The organism is Streptomyces sp. NPDC001594, assembly GCF_042893675.1.
Classification (GTDB): domain Bacteria; phylum Actinomycetota; class Actinomycetes; order Streptomycetales; family Streptomycetaceae; genus Streptomyces.
The window spans coordinates 57,171-73,878 of sequence record NZ_JBIAVB010000024.1 but is presented as its reverse complement, the minus strand read 5'-3'; the positions used below and the strand labels follow the sequence as shown (position 1 = coordinate 73,878).

Genomic DNA, 16,708 nt, shown 5'->3' with positions numbered 1-16,708 from the left:
GGAAGGGCCCCGGCCGCGCGATGCGGCCGGGGCCCTTCCCGTGTGTCCGCTGTCCTCCACGGCTCTACGGCTTACGGCTCGAACTTGTAGCCCAGGCCGCGGACCGTGACCAGGTAGCGCGGGGCGCCCGGGTCCGGCTCGATCTTGGCGCGCAGGCGCTTGACGTGGACGTCGAGGGTCTTGGTGTCGCCGACGTAGTCCGCGCCCCACACCCGGTCGATCAGCTGCATGCGGGTCAGCACGCGGCCCGCGTTGCGCAGCAGCATCTCCAGCAGGTCGAACTCCTTGAGCGGCAGGTCCACCTTCGCCCCGCCGACCGTGACCACGTGCCGGTCCACGTCCATCCGCACCGGGCCGGCCTCCAGGGCCGCCGGGGTGACCTCCTCCGGCTCGCCGCGGCGGCGCAGGACCGCGCGGATGCGGGCGACCAGCTCACGGGAGGAGAAGGGCTTCGTGACGTAGTCGTCGGCTCCTATCTCCAGCCCGACGACCTTGTCGATCTCGCTGTCCTTGGCGGTCACCATGATCACGGGGACGTTGGAGCGGCCGCGCAGCTGCCGGCAGACCTCGGTGCCCGGCAGGCCGGGCAACATCAGGTCCAGGAGGACGAGGTCGGCGCCGTTGCGCTCGAACTCGTCGAGCCCGTCGGGCCCCGTCGCGGCGATCGCGACCTCGAAGCCTTCCTTGCGGAGCATGTAGGACAGGGCGTCGCTGAAGGATTCCTCATCCTCTACGACGAGCACTCGGGTCACGGAAGGACCTCCGGGGAGGGGACGGCTGGTTCTGGGTCGGGCAAGGGTGCGGCGGCGGCCGGGGCCGGGGCGGCCGCCTCGGGGAGCTTCAGGGTGAACGTGGAACCCTGGCCCTCGGAGCTCCACACCGACACCTCCCCGCCGTGCGAGGCCGCCACGTGCTTCACGATCGCGAGGCCCAGTCCGGTTCCGCCGGTGGCGCGGGAGCGGGCCGGGTCCACCCGGTAGAAGCGTTCGAAGATGCGTTCGCGGTCCTTCTCGGGGATGCCGATGCCCTGGTCGGTCACGGCTATCTCGATCAGGTCCCCGCCCGGCGCGGTCACCCGGCGGGCGGCGATCCCGACCCGGGTGCGGGCCGGGCTGTAGTTGACGGCGTTCTCCACCAGGTTGCCGAGGGCGGCGGCCAGCTGGCCGCGGTTGCCCCAGACGCGCAGGTCGGCGGTGCCCCCAGCGGCCATGGTGATCTGCTTGGAGGTGGCCGTGTGGCGGCAGCGGTCGATGGCCTCCGCCACCAGCGTGTCCACCCGTACGGGCTCGGCGTCCTCCAGCGGGTCGTCGTTCTGCACCCGGGAGAGGTCGATGAGCTCCTGTACGAGGTTGATCAGGCGGGTGGCCTCGATCTGCATGCGGCCCGCGAAGCGGTTGACCGCCTCGGGGTCGTCCGCGGCGTCCATCACCGCCTCGGAGAGCAGGGAGATCGCTCCTACCGGGGTCTTCAGCTCGTGCGAGACGTTCGCGACGAAGTCGCGTCGCACCGCTTCGATGCGACGGGCCTCGGTGAGGTCCTCGACGAGCAGGAGCACCAGCCTGGAGCCGAGCGGGGCGACGCGGGCGGAGACCGCGAGGGCCTCGCCGCGGCCGGTCCCCCGCCGGGGCAGGTCGAGCTCGATCTGGCGTATCTCACCGTCGCGGCGGGTGTCACGGGCCATGTGGAGCATGGGCTCCACTGCGAGCTTCCCGCCGCGGACCAGGCCCAGGGCGTAAGCCGCCGAGCTGGCCTTGACCACCGCGTCACCCTCGTCGAGGACGACTGCGGAGGAGCGGAGTACGGAGAGCACCGTGTCCACGCCGGGCGGGAGCACCGCGTTGATATCGGGGCGCATGGAGCTCCTCGTGGGGCGGGCTTGGTCGCGCTCGCTCCAGCGGAACGCCAGCATGGCGATGACACCGGTGCAAAGACCGGCGATCGCCGCAGCTGCGGCGACCGCCGCGTTCACGTCCATGTGTCCAGGTTAAGCAGCCGCCACGACACTTCCACAGCCGTTCGGGTGGCAGCTCGAACAGTCGTCGCCCAGAGTTCACCCTGGCGACGGTGTTGATTCATTTGTGATGCCGGAGTCGGACGCGTTGGCGGCCGAACGTGTCAACGTGGGGCCCGACGGACCACACCGCAGCAGAAGGCAAGCAGGCAGGAGAAGGACACATGCGCGACGCGTACCACGAGGAACTGGACTCGATCGGAGAGAGCCTGGTCGAGATGGCCCGGCTCGTCGGTTCCGCGATCGGGCGGGCCACCACCTCCATGCTGGACGCCGACCTGAAGCTCGCCGAGAGCGTGATCGCCGCCGACCAGAAGGTCGACGACCTCCAGCACGACCTGGAGGCCCGCGCCATCGCCCTGCTCGCCCGCCAGCAGCCGGTCGCCACCGACCTGCGCATCGTCGTCACCTCGCTGCGCATGAGCGCCGACCTGGAGCGCTCCGGCGACCTGGCGCAGCACGTGGCGAAGCTGGCCCGGCTGCGGTTCCCGGACCGCGCGGTGCCGCGCGACCTGCACGCGACGATCCTGGAGATGGGGCAGCTGGCGCAGCGCCTGATGGCGAAGGCGGCCGAGGTCATCATCACGAAGGACGTCGACCTGGCCCTCCAGCTGGAGCAGGACGACGACGAGATGGACCAGCTGCACCGCACCCTCTTCCAGCACCTGATGGACGACCGCTGGAAGCACGGCATCGAGACGGCCGTGGACGTGACCCTGCTGGGCCGCTACTACGAGCGGTTCGCGGACCACGCGGTGTCGGTGGCCAAGCGCGTCGTGTACCTGGTGACGGGTGAGCACGCGGACGATCTGCAGCAGCCGACGCAGGTCGAGGGCGTCTGACCGCCGCGGCGTTCCGCGCGCCCGCGGGGCCCCCATGCGCCGTTGACGCGCCGCTGTGGCTGGGCATGAATGAGGCGAAGGCACTGCGCCGTCCTGTACGACGTCCTGTACGCCGCCCGCGAGGAGGATCCATGCCCGATTCCCCCGTCCCCATCACCCCGGAGCAGGAGCAGCCGCCCCGTCCGGAGCCCCTGCGCCTGCCCCTGCTCGCGGCCTGCGGCTGCGGTTCCGGCTGCGGCTGCGGCTGCCAGTCCGGCGCCCCTTGCCAGTGCGGCGGCTGACGGCCACCGCCGCCGCCCGCGAACCGTGCAGGGGCTCCGTCCGGTCGACCGGGCGGGGCCCTTGCGCGGGCCGCCTCACCCGGTGGGGCGGACGCCGTCGCCCTGGAACTCCTTGACGAGGTCGTCGATGAAGTGGCGCGTCTCGTCGGGGTTGAGGGCTTGCGCCTGAAGGTGGTCGTACATGATGTGGTACGGGTAGCGGTCGGTGTACTTCTCCAGGTAGAGGTCGCTGGTGAAGCGCTCGAGGTAGACGACCCCCGCGTCGGCGTCGGAGAACCCGAGGATGGAGAACTGCCCCAGGAGCCCGGCGTGGGCGCCGGCGGTGTGGGGCAGGACCTGCACGGTGATGTGCGGCTGGGTGCCGAGGGTGTTCAGGTGCTCCAGCTGCTCGCGCACGACCTCGCGGCCGCCGACCTCGCGGCGCAGGGCGGATTCGTCCAGGATCGCCCATAAGCGGAAGGGGCGGGCCGGGTGGTGGGCCCGGTGCTGGCGCCGCAGCCGCACTTCCAGGCTCACGGCGGCCTGCTCGGGCGTGATGTGGGGCACGGTCTCGGTGATGAGCGCGGCGGCGTACGCGGGGGTCTGCAACAGACCGGGGATCACCTGCGGCTCGTAGGTGTGGAGGGAGGCGGCCTCCGTCTCCAGCCCGATGTAGACGCCGTACGGGACGTCGCCGCAGGAGACCCACCAGCCCTGGCGGCCCGATTCCTTCGCCATCCGCATCATCGAATCGACGACCTGCTGGTCGGCCACTCCGTAGAGCCTGCACAGGTCGCGCACGTCCCGCGGGTTGATGGGGCGGCGACCGGTCTCGATGAGGCTGATCTTGGACTGCGACACCAGCAGCTGTCCGGCCGCCTGTGTGGACGTCATTCCCGCGGCTTTGCGCAGTTGCCGGAGCTCCGCGCCCAGGCGGCGTCTTCTGACCGTGGGATATCCGTTCACCGCCATGGGCGGTCTACCTCCAGCTACAGACGCGCAGGCTACACATCCCACGGCCGACCTCGACAGAACGCATTGTGCATACGCGGCCGAAGAGGTCCGCCACCCGCGTGCCCCAGCACCACCTGTTCGGCCCAACGGGCATGCGGAGGCGGGCGGCGGACCGCCGGGACCATGTCGGGCCGGGGCCCGGTCACAGACCGCCGGTGATCCACCGCCGGAGGGCCTCGTGGGTGGTGTCGTCGACCGTGGAGAGCACGGCGATGGCGTGCGGGTCGTCGGCGTGCGGGCGGACGCCGGCGCTGGTCAGCCACGCGTGCAGGTCCAGGCGTCGGCGGTCGGCCGCCACCGGGGCGTCCGGCCCGCGCACCGCCGCGGGGAGGGGGTCGGGTGCCGGAAGGAAGCCGGGCCAGGCGTTCACCGGAGCCACGGGCTCGGCTTCCTCGCCGTAGGGCGCACCGCGTAAGCCGGGGAATCGGTAGGGGTCGGCCGGCCACATGTTCATGCCGGGCCCTCCGCCCCGGTCACCGCTCGGACGCCCCCGTCCCGGCGCCGGGGCTCACAGCTGCTGGCCTTCCAGGGCCTGGGCGCCCGCGGCGATGACCTCGGCGAGCTGGTTGGCGAGGGCGACGCTGCACCCCCCGAGCCGGACGAAACCCCGACAGCCGACCGGTCCGTCGTTGTACAGCGAGGGCAGGACCAGGCCGGCGAGCGCGAGTGCGGCCTGAAGGTTGGTGACGGCCTCCTCACCCGCCCGGTACGCGGCGTCCTGGCGCCGCTTGTACCGGAGGCGCTCGGCGTGGGTGAGCTCGTAGGTCATGCTGTCGTCCTCTCGGTGTGGGGGGAGGGCCGGGACGGCGCGGTGCCCGTAGGACTGAGACCGCGCACAGCCCGTGACTTATGGGTTTGGATCTTCGTTCCTGTGATGCACGGGTCGTTGAAGCCTGGAAGGTCCGAGGTATCCGAGGTGTCCGAGAAGTTAGGGACGTTCGACCGCATCGCGTCGAGCGCCGACGAGGGCCTGCTCCGCGGTGCCGTCACGACCCGTAGCGGAGCCGATAGCCGGAGGAAGCGGGCACGGACGCCCTCCCGTCCCGCACCGGATACTCGGGGAGCACGGCACCAGGGCTCGCCGCTGTCGCCGGCCGGAGCCGCGCGAGTCGCCGGCCGCGGTGCCGCGGAGCGGTCTGCTGGGGCGGGCGCGTCAGCGTGATCTGCCGGACGAGTTGCTGGAAGCAGGCCAGCGCGGCGATGGGGGGCAGGGTGGCCGCCGCCTCCGCGGCGAACGTGCGCGGCGCCTGCGCCATGCAGAGCAGCGTGGCCAGGGTGGAGAACAGCAGGACGATCGACCAGGAATGCACGGCCCGGCGTTGGTGCAGGGCGGCCCGCAGGATGGACAGGGAGGCGACCATCCACGGCCCGTAGATCAACAGCGGCCACCCGCTCGACACCCCGTGCCCGGTGCGCGGTCCGGCGCTGTGGCGCAGGGCCTCGCAGATGGCCAGACCGCTGAACGTGCTGACCACGGCGGCGATGACGGCGACGAGCACCGCGGTGCAGAGGCTGCCGGTCCGCAGGAGGGTCACCACCGACGTCCTCGCAGCGGCACGCCGCCGGTGCCCGCCTCCCGCTGAGGCCCTCCCGCCGGCCGGGCGGGGGACGAGGCCCGACGCGAGGCCGACGCCGCTGACCGTCTCGCCGACGCCCCCGTCGAAGGGGACCCGGTCGAAGGCGACACCGTCGAAGGCGACCCGGTCGAAGGCGCGGTCGACCGGCTCCGCCGGCCCCGGGGCCATGGCCTCCTGGCAGAGATGGGCCAGCTCCTCCGCCGGATCCCAGGGAGCGCTTGCCCCGCCCGGCACGAAGAGCGGCTGTCCGTAGGCGGCGTGCTGCTCCTGGTCCGACAGCGGCCAGTACACCGTGGGCTCCGCCGCAGGGGCGTAGGCCCCGTACCGCTCATACACGGGACGTCTGCCCGGAGCGCTCCCCAGCCGGCGCCTTGCGCGGCGCGGCCTCCTGGGACCTTCGGTTGAACTCCCTCTGGATCCGGCAGACCGCGTCCAGGAAGTCCTCGAAGATCGAGGACGAGTAGTGGAGTCCGACCTCCAGGCCCTCATGCCGAAGGGTCGCGCCCTTCTCCAGCGCCGGGTCCGTCGAGACGGGCGTGTATGTCCATTTCCCCACCCTCTCGGTCCGGATCCGACCGGCGCGCACGTCGTTCTCTGCGCTCAGCGGCAACATTGCCGCGTGCTTTGCTGTTGTCATAGTCCACCCAACGCTCCCGGTACCGGCGAGGGTGTGCGCCGTCCAGGTGATGCTGCGCGGAGTAAAGCCCAGGTTGACCAGTGACTTTTATCGGTTCCGCCCGAACGGGCGACCCGTCGGGGCGAGGGTCCGCACCTGATGGTCCCGGCGGTCCTTCCAGCTCCAGGGGGGAAAACGGAGTCCGAGCGCGTCCATCGGCCCGGCCTGCCGGCGCGTCCGCGCGGGGGCGCCCGCCCCGCCATGAGCGACGGCGCGCATTGAGCCACCCAGGCGGCGCTCGCTCCCGAGCGCACGCCCCTGGTGCGCGAGGGCCCCGGAACCGCGCGTAGCGGCAAACGGCTGACAGCACGCAACCCCGCATATGCCGCCACGTTATGACGAGGTGTTGTCGAGGGCGCCGACGCGCCCTCCCCCGATCACCTGCAGCGGAGAGGACCCGCAGTGACAGACACCCTCATGTGGCTCGCCCTGATCTGCTCCGTACTGGGCACGGGCGTCACCGCCTGGACCACCTCGGGCGTGGGCCGCATACACCCCCTGGACGTCCGCGAACTACGGCGCCGCCAGCACCTCGGAGAGGTGCTCTCCCGCCACGTGGAGGCGACGAAGCCCCCCAGACCGACCGCCCCTCCACCCCCGACACCCGACCCCGCCACCCACTGACGAAGAAGCCCCCCACCCGCCGGACAGCCGGCAGGCGGGGGGCCACGTCGTCCGCGTCGTCCTCTTCGAGTTACTTCTTCTTGCCCTGGTTCTTGACGGCCTCGATGGCGGCCGCGGCGGCCTCCGGGTCGAGGTAGGTACCGCCCGGGGTGAGGGGCTTGAAGTCGGCGTCGAGCTCGTAGGAGAGCGGGATGCCGGTCGGGATGTTCAGGCCCGCGATGTCGGCGTCGGAGATGCCGTCGAGGTGCTTGACCAGGGCGCGCAGGGAGTTGCCGTGCGCGGCGACCAGGACGGTGTGGCCGTCCAGGAGGTCCGGGACGATCGAGTCGTACCAGTACGGGAGCATGCGGACGACGACGTCCTTGAGGCACTCCGTGCGCGGGCGCAGCTCCGGCGGGATGGAGGCGTAGCGCGGGTCCGCGGACTGGGAGAACTCGGTGCCGTCCTCGAGGGCCGGCGGCGGGGTGTCGTACGAGCGGCGCCACAGCATGAACTGCTCCTCGCCGAACTCGGCGAGGGTCTGTGCCTTGTCCTTGCCCTGGAGGGCGCCGTAGTGGCGCTCGTTCAGGCGCCAGGAGCGGTGGACGGGGATCCAGTGGCGGTCGGCGGCCTCCAGGGCCAGCTGCGCGGTGCGGATCGCGCGCTTCTGGAGGGAGGTGTGCACGACGTCGGGGAGCAGGCCGGCGTCCTTGAGCAGCTCACCGCCGCGGACCGCCTCCTTCTCGCCCTTCTCGTTCAGGTTGACGTCCACCCAGCCGGTGAACAGGTTCTTCGCGTTCCATTCGCTCTCGCCGTGGCGGAGGAGGATCAGCTTGTACGGTGCGTCGGCCATGCGTACGAGCCTAGTGGACGGCCGGGGACGCCCGCGCGCGGTCCCGGCACGGGCCGGCGGTGGGGTCGATTGACTGCGGGCGTCAATTGAGTGGCGGGCCGGAGGCCCCTCTCGTAATGTGCCGGACGGATCAGCGACTCTTACACCGCCCGGGGGAATCCTTATGCCGTATGCCCGTCTGAGCCGTGCCGCCCGGGAGAGCGTCGCGGGTCTGCCACGCGCGTTCTGGTGGTTGTGGGCCAGCACGCTCGTCAACCGGCTCGGGGCCTTCGTCGCCACGTTCATGGCCCTGTACCTGACCCTGGAGCGGGGCTACTCGGCCTCCTTCGCGGGACTGGTGGCGGCCCTGCACGGGCTGGGCGGGGTCGTGTCCTCGCTGGGGGCGGGGGTGATGACCGACCGGCTGGGGCGGCGGCCGACGATGCTGGTGGCGCAGGTGTCCACGGCGGTCACGGTGGCGCTGCTGGGGTTCATGGAGCACCCGGCGGCGATCGCGGCGGTGGCGCTGCTGGTGGGGATGGCCTCGAACGCCTCCCGCCCGGCGGTCCAGGCGATGATGGCCGACATCGTCCGGCCGGAGGACCGGGTACGGGCCTTCGCGCTGAACTACTGGGCCATCAACCTGGGCTTCGCGGTGAGCTCGGTGGCGGCGGGGCTGGTCGCCGAGTACAGCTACCTGGCGGGGTTCCTGGGCGAGGCGGCGCTGACGCTGCTGTGCGCGGTGCTGGTGTTCGTGAAGCTGCCGGAGTCGCGGCCGGCGGTGGACGCCGGGAGTGCGGGGAGCGCGGGCTCGGCGGCGCGGGTGGCGCCCGAGGTCGGGCTGGGGACCGTGCTGCGGGACCGGCGGTTCATGGGGGTCGTGGGGCTGTCGTTCCTGATCTCCCTGATCTTCACGCAGGGCTCGGTGGGCCTGCCGGTGGCGATGGGCGCGGCCGGGTTCTCGCCGGGGGACTACGGGCTGGTGGTCGCGGTGAACGGGGTGCTGATCGTGGCGCTCCAGCTGCCGGTGACCCGGCTCATCGAGCACCGGGACCCGCGGCGGCTGCTGGTGGCCTCGGCGCTGCTGGCGGGGTACGGGTTCGCGATGACGGCGTTCGCGGGGCCGCTGTGGGCGTACGCGCTGACGGTGTGCGTGTGGACGCTGGCGGAGATCGTGAACTCGCCGACGCAGATGGGGCTGGTGGTGCAGCTGTCGCCGGTGCACGGGCGCGGGCGGTACCAGGGGATGTACACGATGTCCTGGTCGGTGGCCGCGCTGGTGGCTCCGCTGATGTCGGGGCTGGTGATCGACCGGTGGGGGGCCGGGTGGCTGTGGGCGACCACGGGCGTCCTGGGGACGGTGGCCGCCGGGGGGTACTGGGTGTTGATGCGGGCCCTGCCGGGGGCGGCTGACGCCGCCTCTTCCGGGGCCGGGGCGGTGCCTGCCGTCGGGGGTGGGGCGGCTGCGGTGGCGGCCCCTGCCGAAGCGTAGGCCCGGGGGGCAGGGCTGCCGGGGTACCGCTGCGCGGGCGGTCTCCCCGCCCTTCGCCCGTTCCCCAGGGCTGCGCCCCGGACCCCCTGGGGGCTCCGCCCCCAGTCCCCCGCGCCCCAAACGCCGGCGGGGCTGGTTGGGCGCGCGGTTCAGGAAGGGCGGGTCAGGTGTTTGAAGGCGTCCAGGTTGTGGGTGGGTTCGCCCCGTGAGGTGCGCCATTCGTACTCGCGGCGGATCGCCGAGGCGAACCCCAGTTCCAGGAGGGTGTTGAAGGCGCCGTCGGCGGCTTCGAGGACCGTGCCCAGGAGGCGGTCCAGGTCTTCCTCGGTGACCACCGAGAGCGGCAGCCGCGCCGTGAGGTAGACGTCGCCGAGCGGGTCGACGGCGTACGCCATCCCGTACAGCTTGAGGTTGCGCTCCAGCAGCCAGCGGTGGACGCCCGCCTCGTTCTCGTCGGGGTGGCGGATCACGAAGGCGTTCAGCGACAGGGAGTGGCGGCCGATGCGGAGCGAGCACGTCGTGCTCAGCTTGCGGGTGCCGGGCAGCTGGACGACGTACGTGCCCGGCCGGGGGGACTCCCAGCTCAGCTCGGCGCCGGTCAGCGTGGACTCGATGATCGCGGCGGTGTCAGCCATGGTGGGAGCGTACGCGACGGCGGTGATCATGCATCGCGGCGGTGTACACGTCGGCGGTGCCGCTCGCGGCGGTGTCCCAGCCGAAGTGCTGGGCGTGCCGGGCGGCGGCGGCGCCCATGCGGTCGGTGAGGCCGGGTTCGTCGACGAAGCGGCGCAGGGCGCGGGCGTAGTCGACGGGGTCGTGGCCGGGGACGAGGATGCCGGTGACCCCGTCGTCGACGGCGACGGGCAGGCCTCCGACGGCCGCGGCGAGGACGGGGGTGCCCGTGGCCTGGGCCTCGATGGCGACCAGCCCGAAGGACTCGTTGTAGGACGGCATGACCAGCACGGACGCCGCCCGGAACCAGTCGGCGAGCTGGTCCTGGGCCACCGGCGGGTGGAAGTGGACGAGGTCGGTGATGCCGAGGCGCGCGGCGAGCTTCTGCAGCCCCTCCGGCTTGGCGAGGCCGCTGCCGCTGGGGCCACCGACGACGGGGACGAAGAGGCGGCCGCGCAGCGCGGGGTCGCGGTCGACGAGCTCGGCGACGGCGCGCAGCAGGATGTCGGGGGCCTTGAGGGGCTGGATGCGGCCCGCGAAGAGCGGGATCACGGCGTCCTGGGGCAGGCCGAGGCGGGCGCGGGCGGCGGCGCGGCCGTCGCCGGTGGTGAAGCGGTCCAGGTTGACGCCGGGGTGGACGACGGCGACCTTGCCGGGGTCGGCGTCGTAGTGGCGGACGAGTTCGTCGGCCTCTTCGGCGGTGTTGGCGATCAGCCGGTCGGCGGCGGCGACGATCTGGGTCTCGCCGATGACGCGGGCGGCCGGCTCGGGGGTGTCGCCCTCGGCGAGCGCGGCGTTCTTGACCTTGGCCATGGTGTGCATGGCGTGGACGAGCGGGACGCCCCAGCGTTCGGCGGCGAGCCAGCCGACGTGGCCGGAGAGCCAGTAGTGGGAGTGGACGAGGTCGTAGTAGCCGGGGCGGTGGCCGGCCCAGGCCTGCATGACGCCGTGGGTGAAGGCGCACAGCTGGGCGGGCAGCTCCTCCTTGGCGAGGCCCTCGTAGGGGCCGGCGTCCACGTGCCGGACGAGGACGCCGGGGGCGAGCTCGACGACGGGCGGCAGGCCGCCGGTGGTGGCCCGGGTGAAGATCTCCACCTCGATGTTGATCGCGGCGAGGCGGCGGGCGAGCTCCACGATGTAGACGTTCATGCCGCCGGCGTCGCCGGTGCCGGGCTGGTGCAGCGGTGAGGTGTGCACGCTGAGCATGGCGACGCGGCGGGGCTTGCGGTGGTGGCCCACGGCCGGGAGGCGCAGGCGGGGCGCGTCCTGGCGGGCACCGCGGGCGGCGGCGATGCGGCCGCTGATGCTGCCGCCGAGGCGGGACACGTACTGGCTCAAGGGAGCAGTTCCTCTCGCTCGGATCGCGCGGACGGCGGGCTGTGCGGTGTGCCGGTGGGGCGGCACGGCGTACGGCGTTGACGGCATGCGTGCGGGAGCGCGCGCGGCGCCCTGCAAGGAGTGCAACCCGGATGGCCGTCCCCCGCATTCCGGGGCGCGGCAACTTCCTGCCCTGGACGCCCGATTTTTTTGCGGGCCGGGCGCTCCGCTTACGCTCGGCTCATGGTCTCCCGCAGCACTCCGCCTCCGCCCAAGCGCCCTGTGGGCACCGTGACGCGCGGGACGACCAACCCGAACCGGCTGCGCCGCATGGACCGCTGGATCGCCGCCGTGCACGGGGCCGCGCTGCGCTGGGCGGACGCCCCGGTGGCGGTGGACCTGGGGTACGGGGCGGCGCCGTGGACGGCGGTGGAGCTGCTGGCGCGGCTGCGGGAGGCGGCGCCCGGGGTGCGGGTGGTGGGGATCGAGATCGAACCCGCGCGGGTGGCGGGGGCGAAGCCGTACGAGCGGGAGGGGCTGAGTTTCCGGCACGGGGGTTTCGAGGTGCCGCTGGAGGGCGGGGAGCGCCCGGCGCTGATCCGGGCGGCGAACGTGCTGCGGCAGTACGAGGAGGAGCAGGTCGAGGCGGTCTGGGAGCGGCTGTGCGCGCGGCTGGCTCCGGAGGGGCTGCTGGTGGAGGGGACCTGTGACGAGATCGGGCGGCGGCACGTGTGGGTGGCGCTGGGGCCGGAGGGGCCGCGGACGGTGACGTTCGCGGCGCGGCTGGGGTCGCTGGAGCGGCCGTCGGACCTGGCGGAGCGGCTGCCGAAGGCGCTGATCCACCGGAACGTGCCGGGGGAGGCGGTGCACGCGTTCCTGCGGGACTTCGACCGGGCGTGGGCGGCGGCGGCGCCGTACGCCTCGTACGGGGCGCGGCAGCGGTGGATCCGGACGGCGCGGGCGCTGGCGGTGGACTGGCCGCTGGCGGACGGGCCGGTGCGGTGGAGGCAGGGGGAACTGACGGTGCGGTGGGAGGCCTTGCGCCCGGCGGGGTGAAACTCGCGGCGTCGGGAACCGGGTGTGGGGGCGGCCCGTTGAGTCGTGCGGGGTGGACGGTGCGTGGCCGGTCATGATCGGAGCGGAATCCGGAGGGTGTTGGATTTCGCCGGTTCGTGGCACCATCCCGGAGGCACTGCGAAGTTACTGACGAATAGTCAGATCTGATGTCCGGTGACATCGGTTCTGGCTCGGGCGCCTGGGGGAGCCATGGGGACCGTGAAGCGAGCGCCGTCGCGCCGTAGGGGGGCGTCCGCCCTGACGCTGCTGTGCGCGATGGCGATACTGACGGCCCCCGGTCTCGCGACGGGCCCGGCGTTCGCCGCCCCGTCCGCCCCCGCGGCCCCGTCGGCCCCCGCGCCGGAGCCGGGCGCCAAGACCCTGGAGCAGGTCCGCAAGGAGATAGAGGACCTCTACCGCCAGGCCGGCAGCGCGACGGACGCCTACAACCTCGCGGAGAGCGAGACGAAGGCGCAGTCCGAGCGGATCGTCCAGATCGCCAACCTGGTGGTGGCGGGCCAGGACCGGATCGCCACCCTGAAGAACCGTGCGGGCGCCGCCGCCCGCGCCCAGTACCGCTCGGGCGGTCTGCCGCCGGGCGCGCAGCTCGCGCTGAGCGGCAGCCCCTCCGAGTTCCTCGACGGGGCGGGCCGGCTGCGGCAGGGCGAGAAGGCCACCACGGACCTGCTGGCGGAACTGAACCGCACCCAGGCCGACTTGGAGCGGTACGCGAAGGACGCGGGCGCGGTCTGGCAGAAGATGGAGGACAACCGGGTCAAGAAGGAAGCCGCCAAGAAGGAGATCGAGGGCAAGATCAAGGCGGCGGAGGACCTGGAGAGCAGGCTGGCGGCCGAGGAGAAGGCCCGGCTGATCCAGCTGGAGCAGGACGCCCAGTACCAGGCGCAGACGGCGTGGCTGTCGTCGGGCGCGATGAAGGACGTCAAGGGCCTGGCCTCGGACGCGGGGAAGCGGGCGGTGCAGTTCGCCACCGCGCAGATGGGCAAGCCGTACGTCTGGGGCGCGGAGGGCCCGGGCTCCTACGACTGCTCGGGGCTCACCTCGCAGGCCTGGCTGGCGGCGGGGCGCCCGATCCCGCGCACCTCGCAGGAGCAGCTGCGGCTGCTGCCGAAGGTCGCGCTGAAGGACATGCGGCCCGGGGACCTGATCATCTACTTCGACGACGCGAGCCATGTCGGGATGTACGTCGGGGACGGGGCGATCGTGCACGCGCCGCGGCCGGGGCGGAACGTGACGATGGCCGGCGCCGGCTCGATGCCGATCAAGGCCGTGGTCCGCCCCGACGCCTGAGCCTGGCCGGGCGGGAGACACGGCCCGGGGGCTACCGCCCCCGAAACCCCGCCCCCGAAACCCCGCGCCCGCCCGCGCGCGCGGCCGGCTCCCGCTGCGCGGTGCGAGGCCCCCGCCCCGCGCAGCGGCACCCGCACGCCCGCCCGTGGCTCCGGGCCGCGCCTGTGACCGGGGTCTCGGGCGGGGGCGGCCGGGTCGTGACGTTGGTCATCCCGGGTGGGCGGGTTTCCGCCGGGATGGGGGTATATGGCGCGGGCCACCGCCCGTTTCGGCATTCCCCCTCCCCACCCCCGCCCGCTAGGGTCCCGGCATGAGCGCACTTCCGGGGGGAGGCAAGGAACCGGAGACGATGCCCGTACCTGTACCGCGGCAGAGGGAAACCCCCGCCCCGGAGAACGGCGGCCCCGCCCCCCAGGCGGCGGCCTCGCTGACCCTGCTGGTCATCGAGGACGACCCCGCGGGCGGCCTCACCGTCCCCGAGATCCTCGACGCCGACGGCCAGCGCATCCGGCTCCGCACCGCCCGCAACCTCACCGAGGCCGCCCGGCTGCTCACGCCCGACGTGCACTGCGTACTGCTCGACCTCGCCCTGCCCGGCCCCGGCGAGGACGGCTTCGGCGCCCTGCGCGAGGTCCTCCGTATCGCTCCCCGCCACGCCGTGCTCGTGCTCACCGCCGAGGCCGACGCCGAACGCGCCGCCGAGGCCGTCCGGGTCGGCGCCCAGGACTTCCTCTTCCGCGACGAGCTCGACGGACGGCTCCTGAGCCGCGCCATCCGCTACGCCGTGGAGAGAAAGCGGGCCGACATCGCGCAGTACAAGCTTGCAGAATCGAAACTTCGGGCCCAGGAGAACGCCCGCCTCGAACGCGGCCTGCTCCCCACCCCCCTCCTCGACGGCTCCGGCCTCCGCTTCGCCGCCCGCTACCGCCCCGGCCGCAGCCGGGCCCTCCTCGGCGGCGACTTCTACGACGCGGTCCGCACCCCCGACGGCACCGTCCACGCCATGATCGGCGACGTCTGCGGCCACGGCCCCGACGAGGCGGCCCTCGGCGTGGAGCTGCGCATCGCCTGGCGTGCACTGACCCTGGCCGGTCTCTGCGGCGACGACCTGCTCGCCACCCTCCAGGAGGTCCTGGAGGTGGAGCGGCCCTGCGAGGAGATCTTCGCGACCCTGTGCACGGTGGACATCTCCCCCGACGGCCGCCGCGCGGGCCTGTGCCTGGCCGGCCACCCGGCCCCGCTGGTCTCGCGCCCCGGCCGGGCGGCGCGGCTGCTGCCGTACGAGAACAGCGGCCCGGCGCTCGGGCTGCTCCCCCGGGCCCGCTGGCCCCGCCGCCAGGTGGACCTGGGCGGCACCTGGAGCCTGATGCTCTACACGGACGGCCTCATCGAGGGCCGGATCGGCGAGGGCCGCGAGCGCCTCGGCCAGGACGGCATGGTCGACATGATCAACCGGCACCTGGCGGACGGACTCACTGGCGAGCACCTGCTGGAGGCCTCCGTCACCGAGGCCCGCCGCCTCAACGGCGGCGAGCTCACCGACGACGTGGCCCTCGTCCTGCTCTCCAGGGGTTAGGCCGTCTAGCGGCCGCCGTTGTAGGGGCCGTACGGGCCGTCGCTGCTGCTGCCGCCGCGGCGCCGGTTGCCGCCGCCCGAGACCTGCTTGAGGGCGGGGCGGACGTCGACGAAGAACACGATGGACGCCACCAGGCCGGCGATCTGCAGGAACAGCATCCCGAGGAAGAAGTCCACCAGGACCGTGACACCCAGGATGACCAGCCAGAAGGTCTTGGTCTGCTTGTCCGCCGCGCGGTAGGCGTCCTCGCGCGCCAGCAGCGCCAGGACGAAGGCCACGACGGCGAGCGCCAGCATGGCGTAGCCGAGCAACGGGAGGACCCCGTTATCGAACCCCTGCATCAGCATCGTGTCGACCGCCTTCTCGCATCCAGCACTTCTGATTCCACGCTACCGCCCGATCCGCCTTCCGAAACGAGAACGAACCGGACACCCCACGGGTGCCCGGTTCGACCGTGGACCGGTCAGCTCTCGTCGGCCGCCTCGGCGGCGGCCTTCCTGGTCCCGTTGCGGCGCGCGGCGGGCTTCTTGGCGGCGGGCTTCTCCTCGCCCTCGGCGGAGGCCTCGGCGGAGGCCTCCGCCGGAGCGTCCTGCGCCGCCGGCCGCGCCGCCGCCGGCTCCGGCTCGACGGCCCCGGCGATGTCCACGATCTCGTCGGCGACCTCGCCGCGCCAGGCGCGGACGGCCTGCTCGCCGTGCTCGGCGACCTTGTCGTAGGTCTCCTTGGCCCGGACGGCGTACTCGGCGGCCACGCCGACACCGCGCAGCGCCAGATCCTGAGCGGTCTCGCCCAGCTTCTTCGGGTCGATCGCCCCGAACACCTCGACGACCCGGGCCGTGACGGCCTCCTGGGCCACCTTGGCCTTCTCCTGCACGACCTTGGGGTCGGTGTCGAGTACGGCCTCGATGCGGGCCGGGGCCTCGGCGCGCAGCTGCTCGATCAGGCCGGGCACCTTCTTGGCCTGCTGAAGGGCCAGGTCGGCGGTGCCGGCGGCGAAGTAGAGGGGGGTGGGGTCGGTGAGGGTCTTCTTCAGGTCATCGGTGATGGCCATGTGCGGGTCCTCCCGGATCCGGTCAGTTCGTTGGTGGCACCGCGCCGTCGACGGCCGGTTCGTCCGGTTCGTCCGCCGCGTTCTCCTTGCGGAAGGCGTCGTAGATCTGGAGCAGCACCTGCTTCTGCCGCTCGTTGATCGACGGGTCGGAGAGGATGACGGCCCGCGTCTCCACCTCGTCCCGGTCCCGCTCGTCGAGCATCCCGGCCTGCACGTACAAGGTCTCGGCGGAGATCCGCAGCGCCTTGGCCAGCTGCTGGAGGATGTCCGCGCTCGGCTTGCGCAGCCCGCGCTCGATCTGGCTCAGGTACGGGTTCGACACCCCCGCCGCGTCGGCCAGCTGGCGCAGCGAGAGTTGGGCCTGCCGCCGCTGCTCGCGGAGGTACTCGCCGAGGTTCCCGACGTTGAGCGATGCCATGCT

20 protein-coding genes are annotated in these 16,708 nt (G+C 72.9%); 7 read left to right on the top strand and 13 right to left on the bottom strand.

The genetic code is table 11. From position 1 onward, the window contains the following. Positions 1 to 71: 71 nt before the first annotated feature. Both ACFY0O_RS34760 and ACFY0O_RS34755 read right to left on the bottom strand, forming a co-directional pair. On the bottom strand, positions 72 to 752 hold the full coding sequence (locus tag ACFY0O_RS34760) for a response regulator transcription factor (protein WP_042813788.1): 681 nt from the start codon (positions 750 to 752) through the stop codon (positions 72 to 74). After that, the gene (locus ACFY0O_RS34755; RefSeq protein ID WP_388954387.1) at positions 749 to 1,975 is read right to left on the bottom strand and encodes a sensor histidine kinase; all 1,227 of its coding nucleotides are present in this window, start codon (positions 1,973 to 1,975) and stop codon (positions 749 to 751) included. Before ACFY0O_RS34755 ends, ACFY0O_RS34760 begins: the two co-directional genes overlap by 4 nt. A 200-nt stretch (positions 1,976 to 2,175) precedes the next feature. On the opposite strand from ACFY0O_RS34755, the gene phoU reads away from it, so the two are divergent. After that, positions 2,176 to 2,853: a phosphate signaling complex protein PhoU gene (gene phoU / locus ACFY0O_RS34750; RefSeq protein WP_358895737.1), complete on the top strand. Its 678-nt coding sequence runs from the start codon at positions 2,176 to 2,178 to the stop codon at positions 2,851 to 2,853. A 131-nt stretch (positions 2,854 to 2,984) separates the two neighbouring features. Beyond that, on the top strand, positions 2,985 to 3,134 hold the full coding sequence (locus ACFY0O_RS34745; RefSeq protein WP_167344738.1) for a hypothetical protein: 150 nt from the start codon (positions 2,985 to 2,987) through the stop codon (positions 3,132 to 3,134). Positions 3,135 to 3,209: 75 nt separating this feature from the next. Here ACFY0O_RS34745 and ACFY0O_RS34740 read toward each other — a convergent pair whose 3' ends face one another. The 5 genes from ACFY0O_RS34740 to ACFY0O_RS34720 form a co-directional block, all read right to left on the bottom strand. Further along, complete coding sequence (locus tag ACFY0O_RS34740; protein WP_388954384.1) at positions 3,210 to 4,085, bottom strand: helix-turn-helix domain-containing protein; 876 nt, start codon at positions 4,083 to 4,085, stop codon at positions 3,210 to 3,212. A 184-nt stretch (positions 4,086 to 4,269) separates the two neighbouring features. Then, positions 4,270 to 4,581: a hypothetical protein gene (locus ACFY0O_RS34735; RefSeq protein ID WP_388954381.1), complete on the bottom strand. Its 312-nt coding sequence runs from the start codon at positions 4,579 to 4,581 to the stop codon at positions 4,270 to 4,272. Between the two features lie 54 nt (positions 4,582 to 4,635). Beyond that, the gene (locus ACFY0O_RS34730) at positions 4,636 to 4,896 is read right to left on the bottom strand and encodes a hypothetical protein (RefSeq protein ID WP_388954378.1); all 261 of its coding nucleotides are present in this window, start codon (positions 4,894 to 4,896) and stop codon (positions 4,636 to 4,638) included. A 217-nt stretch (positions 4,897 to 5,113) separates the two neighbouring features. Beyond that, positions 5,114 to 6,040: a hypothetical protein gene (locus ACFY0O_RS34725; protein WP_388954375.1), complete on the bottom strand. Its 927-nt coding sequence runs from the start codon at positions 6,038 to 6,040 to the stop codon at positions 5,114 to 5,116. Beyond that, the gene (locus ACFY0O_RS34720; protein ID WP_388954372.1) at positions 6,033 to 6,260 is read right to left on the bottom strand and encodes a hypothetical protein; all 228 of its coding nucleotides are present in this window, start codon (positions 6,258 to 6,260) and stop codon (positions 6,033 to 6,035) included. The genes ACFY0O_RS34725 and ACFY0O_RS34720 overlap by 8 nt, the downstream gene beginning before the upstream one ends. A gap of 522 nt (positions 6,261 to 6,782) precedes the next feature. Here ACFY0O_RS34720 and ACFY0O_RS34715 point away from each other — a divergent pair. Next, positions 6,783 to 7,004, top strand: coding sequence for a hypothetical protein (locus ACFY0O_RS34715; protein ID WP_388954369.1), 222 nt, complete (start codon positions 6,783 to 6,785; stop codon positions 7,002 to 7,004). Positions 7,005 to 7,074: 70 nt separating this feature from the next. Here ACFY0O_RS34715 and ACFY0O_RS34710 read toward each other — a convergent pair whose 3' ends face one another. Continuing rightward, positions 7,075 to 7,836, bottom strand: a complete 762-nt coding sequence (locus tag ACFY0O_RS34710; RefSeq protein ID WP_362147664.1) for a phosphoglyceromutase — start codon at positions 7,834 to 7,836, stop codon at positions 7,075 to 7,077. A 163-nt stretch (positions 7,837 to 7,999) separates the two neighbouring features. On the opposite strand from ACFY0O_RS34710, the gene ACFY0O_RS34705 reads away from it, so the two are divergent. Beyond that, positions 8,000 to 9,307: an MDR family MFS transporter gene (locus tag ACFY0O_RS34705; RefSeq protein WP_388954366.1), complete on the top strand. Its 1,308-nt coding sequence runs from the start codon at positions 8,000 to 8,002 to the stop codon at positions 9,305 to 9,307. Positions 9,308 to 9,456: 149 nt separating this feature from the next. Here the strand turns inward: ACFY0O_RS34705 and ACFY0O_RS34700 are convergent, their stop codons facing one another. Further along, complete coding sequence (locus ACFY0O_RS34700) at positions 9,457 to 9,942, bottom strand: YbjN domain-containing protein (RefSeq protein WP_388954363.1); 486 nt, start codon at positions 9,940 to 9,942, stop codon at positions 9,457 to 9,459. Further along, complete coding sequence (gene mshA, locus ACFY0O_RS34695) at positions 9,935 to 11,317, bottom strand: D-inositol-3-phosphate glycosyltransferase (RefSeq protein WP_388954360.1); 1,383 nt, start codon at positions 11,315 to 11,317, stop codon at positions 9,935 to 9,937. Before mshA ends, ACFY0O_RS34700 begins: the two co-directional genes overlap by 8 nt. Positions 11,318 to 11,539: 222 nt before the next feature. Here mshA and ACFY0O_RS34690 point away from each other — a divergent pair, with 222 nt between their 5' ends. The 3 genes from ACFY0O_RS34690 (at position 11,540) to ACFY0O_RS34680 (ending at position 15,236) form a co-directional block, all read left to right on the top strand. Continuing rightward, positions 11,540 to 12,352 (top strand): class I SAM-dependent methyltransferase, encoded by an 813-nt coding sequence (locus ACFY0O_RS34690; protein ID WP_388954357.1) that lies wholly within the window; start codon positions 11,540 to 11,542, stop codon positions 12,350 to 12,352. A 210-nt stretch (positions 12,353 to 12,562) separates the two neighbouring features. Continuing rightward, entirely contained in the window at positions 12,563 to 13,660 is a 1,098-nt protein-coding gene (locus tag ACFY0O_RS34685) for a C40 family peptidase (protein ID WP_358895766.1), read from the top strand. Between the two features lie 349 nt (positions 13,661 to 14,009). After that, the gene (locus tag ACFY0O_RS34680; protein ID WP_388954433.1) at positions 14,010 to 15,236 is read left to right on the top strand and encodes a PP2C family protein-serine/threonine phosphatase; all 1,227 of its coding nucleotides are present in this window, start codon (positions 14,010 to 14,012) and stop codon (positions 15,234 to 15,236) included. 5 nt (positions 15,237 to 15,241) lie between these two features. Here the strand turns inward: ACFY0O_RS34680 and ACFY0O_RS34675 are convergent, their stop codons facing one another. The 3 genes from ACFY0O_RS34675 to ACFY0O_RS34665 all read right to left on the bottom strand — a co-directional run bounded on the left by ACFY0O_RS34675 (position 15,242) and on the right by ACFY0O_RS34665 (position 16,705). Next, positions 15,242 to 15,583, bottom strand: a complete 342-nt coding sequence (locus ACFY0O_RS34675; RefSeq protein ID WP_042809690.1) for a DUF2516 family protein — start codon at positions 15,581 to 15,583, stop codon at positions 15,242 to 15,244. 116 nt (positions 15,584 to 15,699) lie between these two features. Continuing rightward, entirely contained in the window at positions 15,700 to 16,287 is a 588-nt protein-coding gene (locus ACFY0O_RS34670; RefSeq protein WP_388954354.1) for a hypothetical protein, read from the bottom strand. A 22-nt stretch (positions 16,288 to 16,309) separates the two neighbouring features. Further along, entirely contained in the window at positions 16,310 to 16,705 is a 396-nt protein-coding gene (locus ACFY0O_RS34665) for a helix-turn-helix domain-containing protein (RefSeq protein ID WP_388954351.1), read from the bottom strand. Positions 16,706 to 16,708 lie beyond the last annotated feature (3 nt).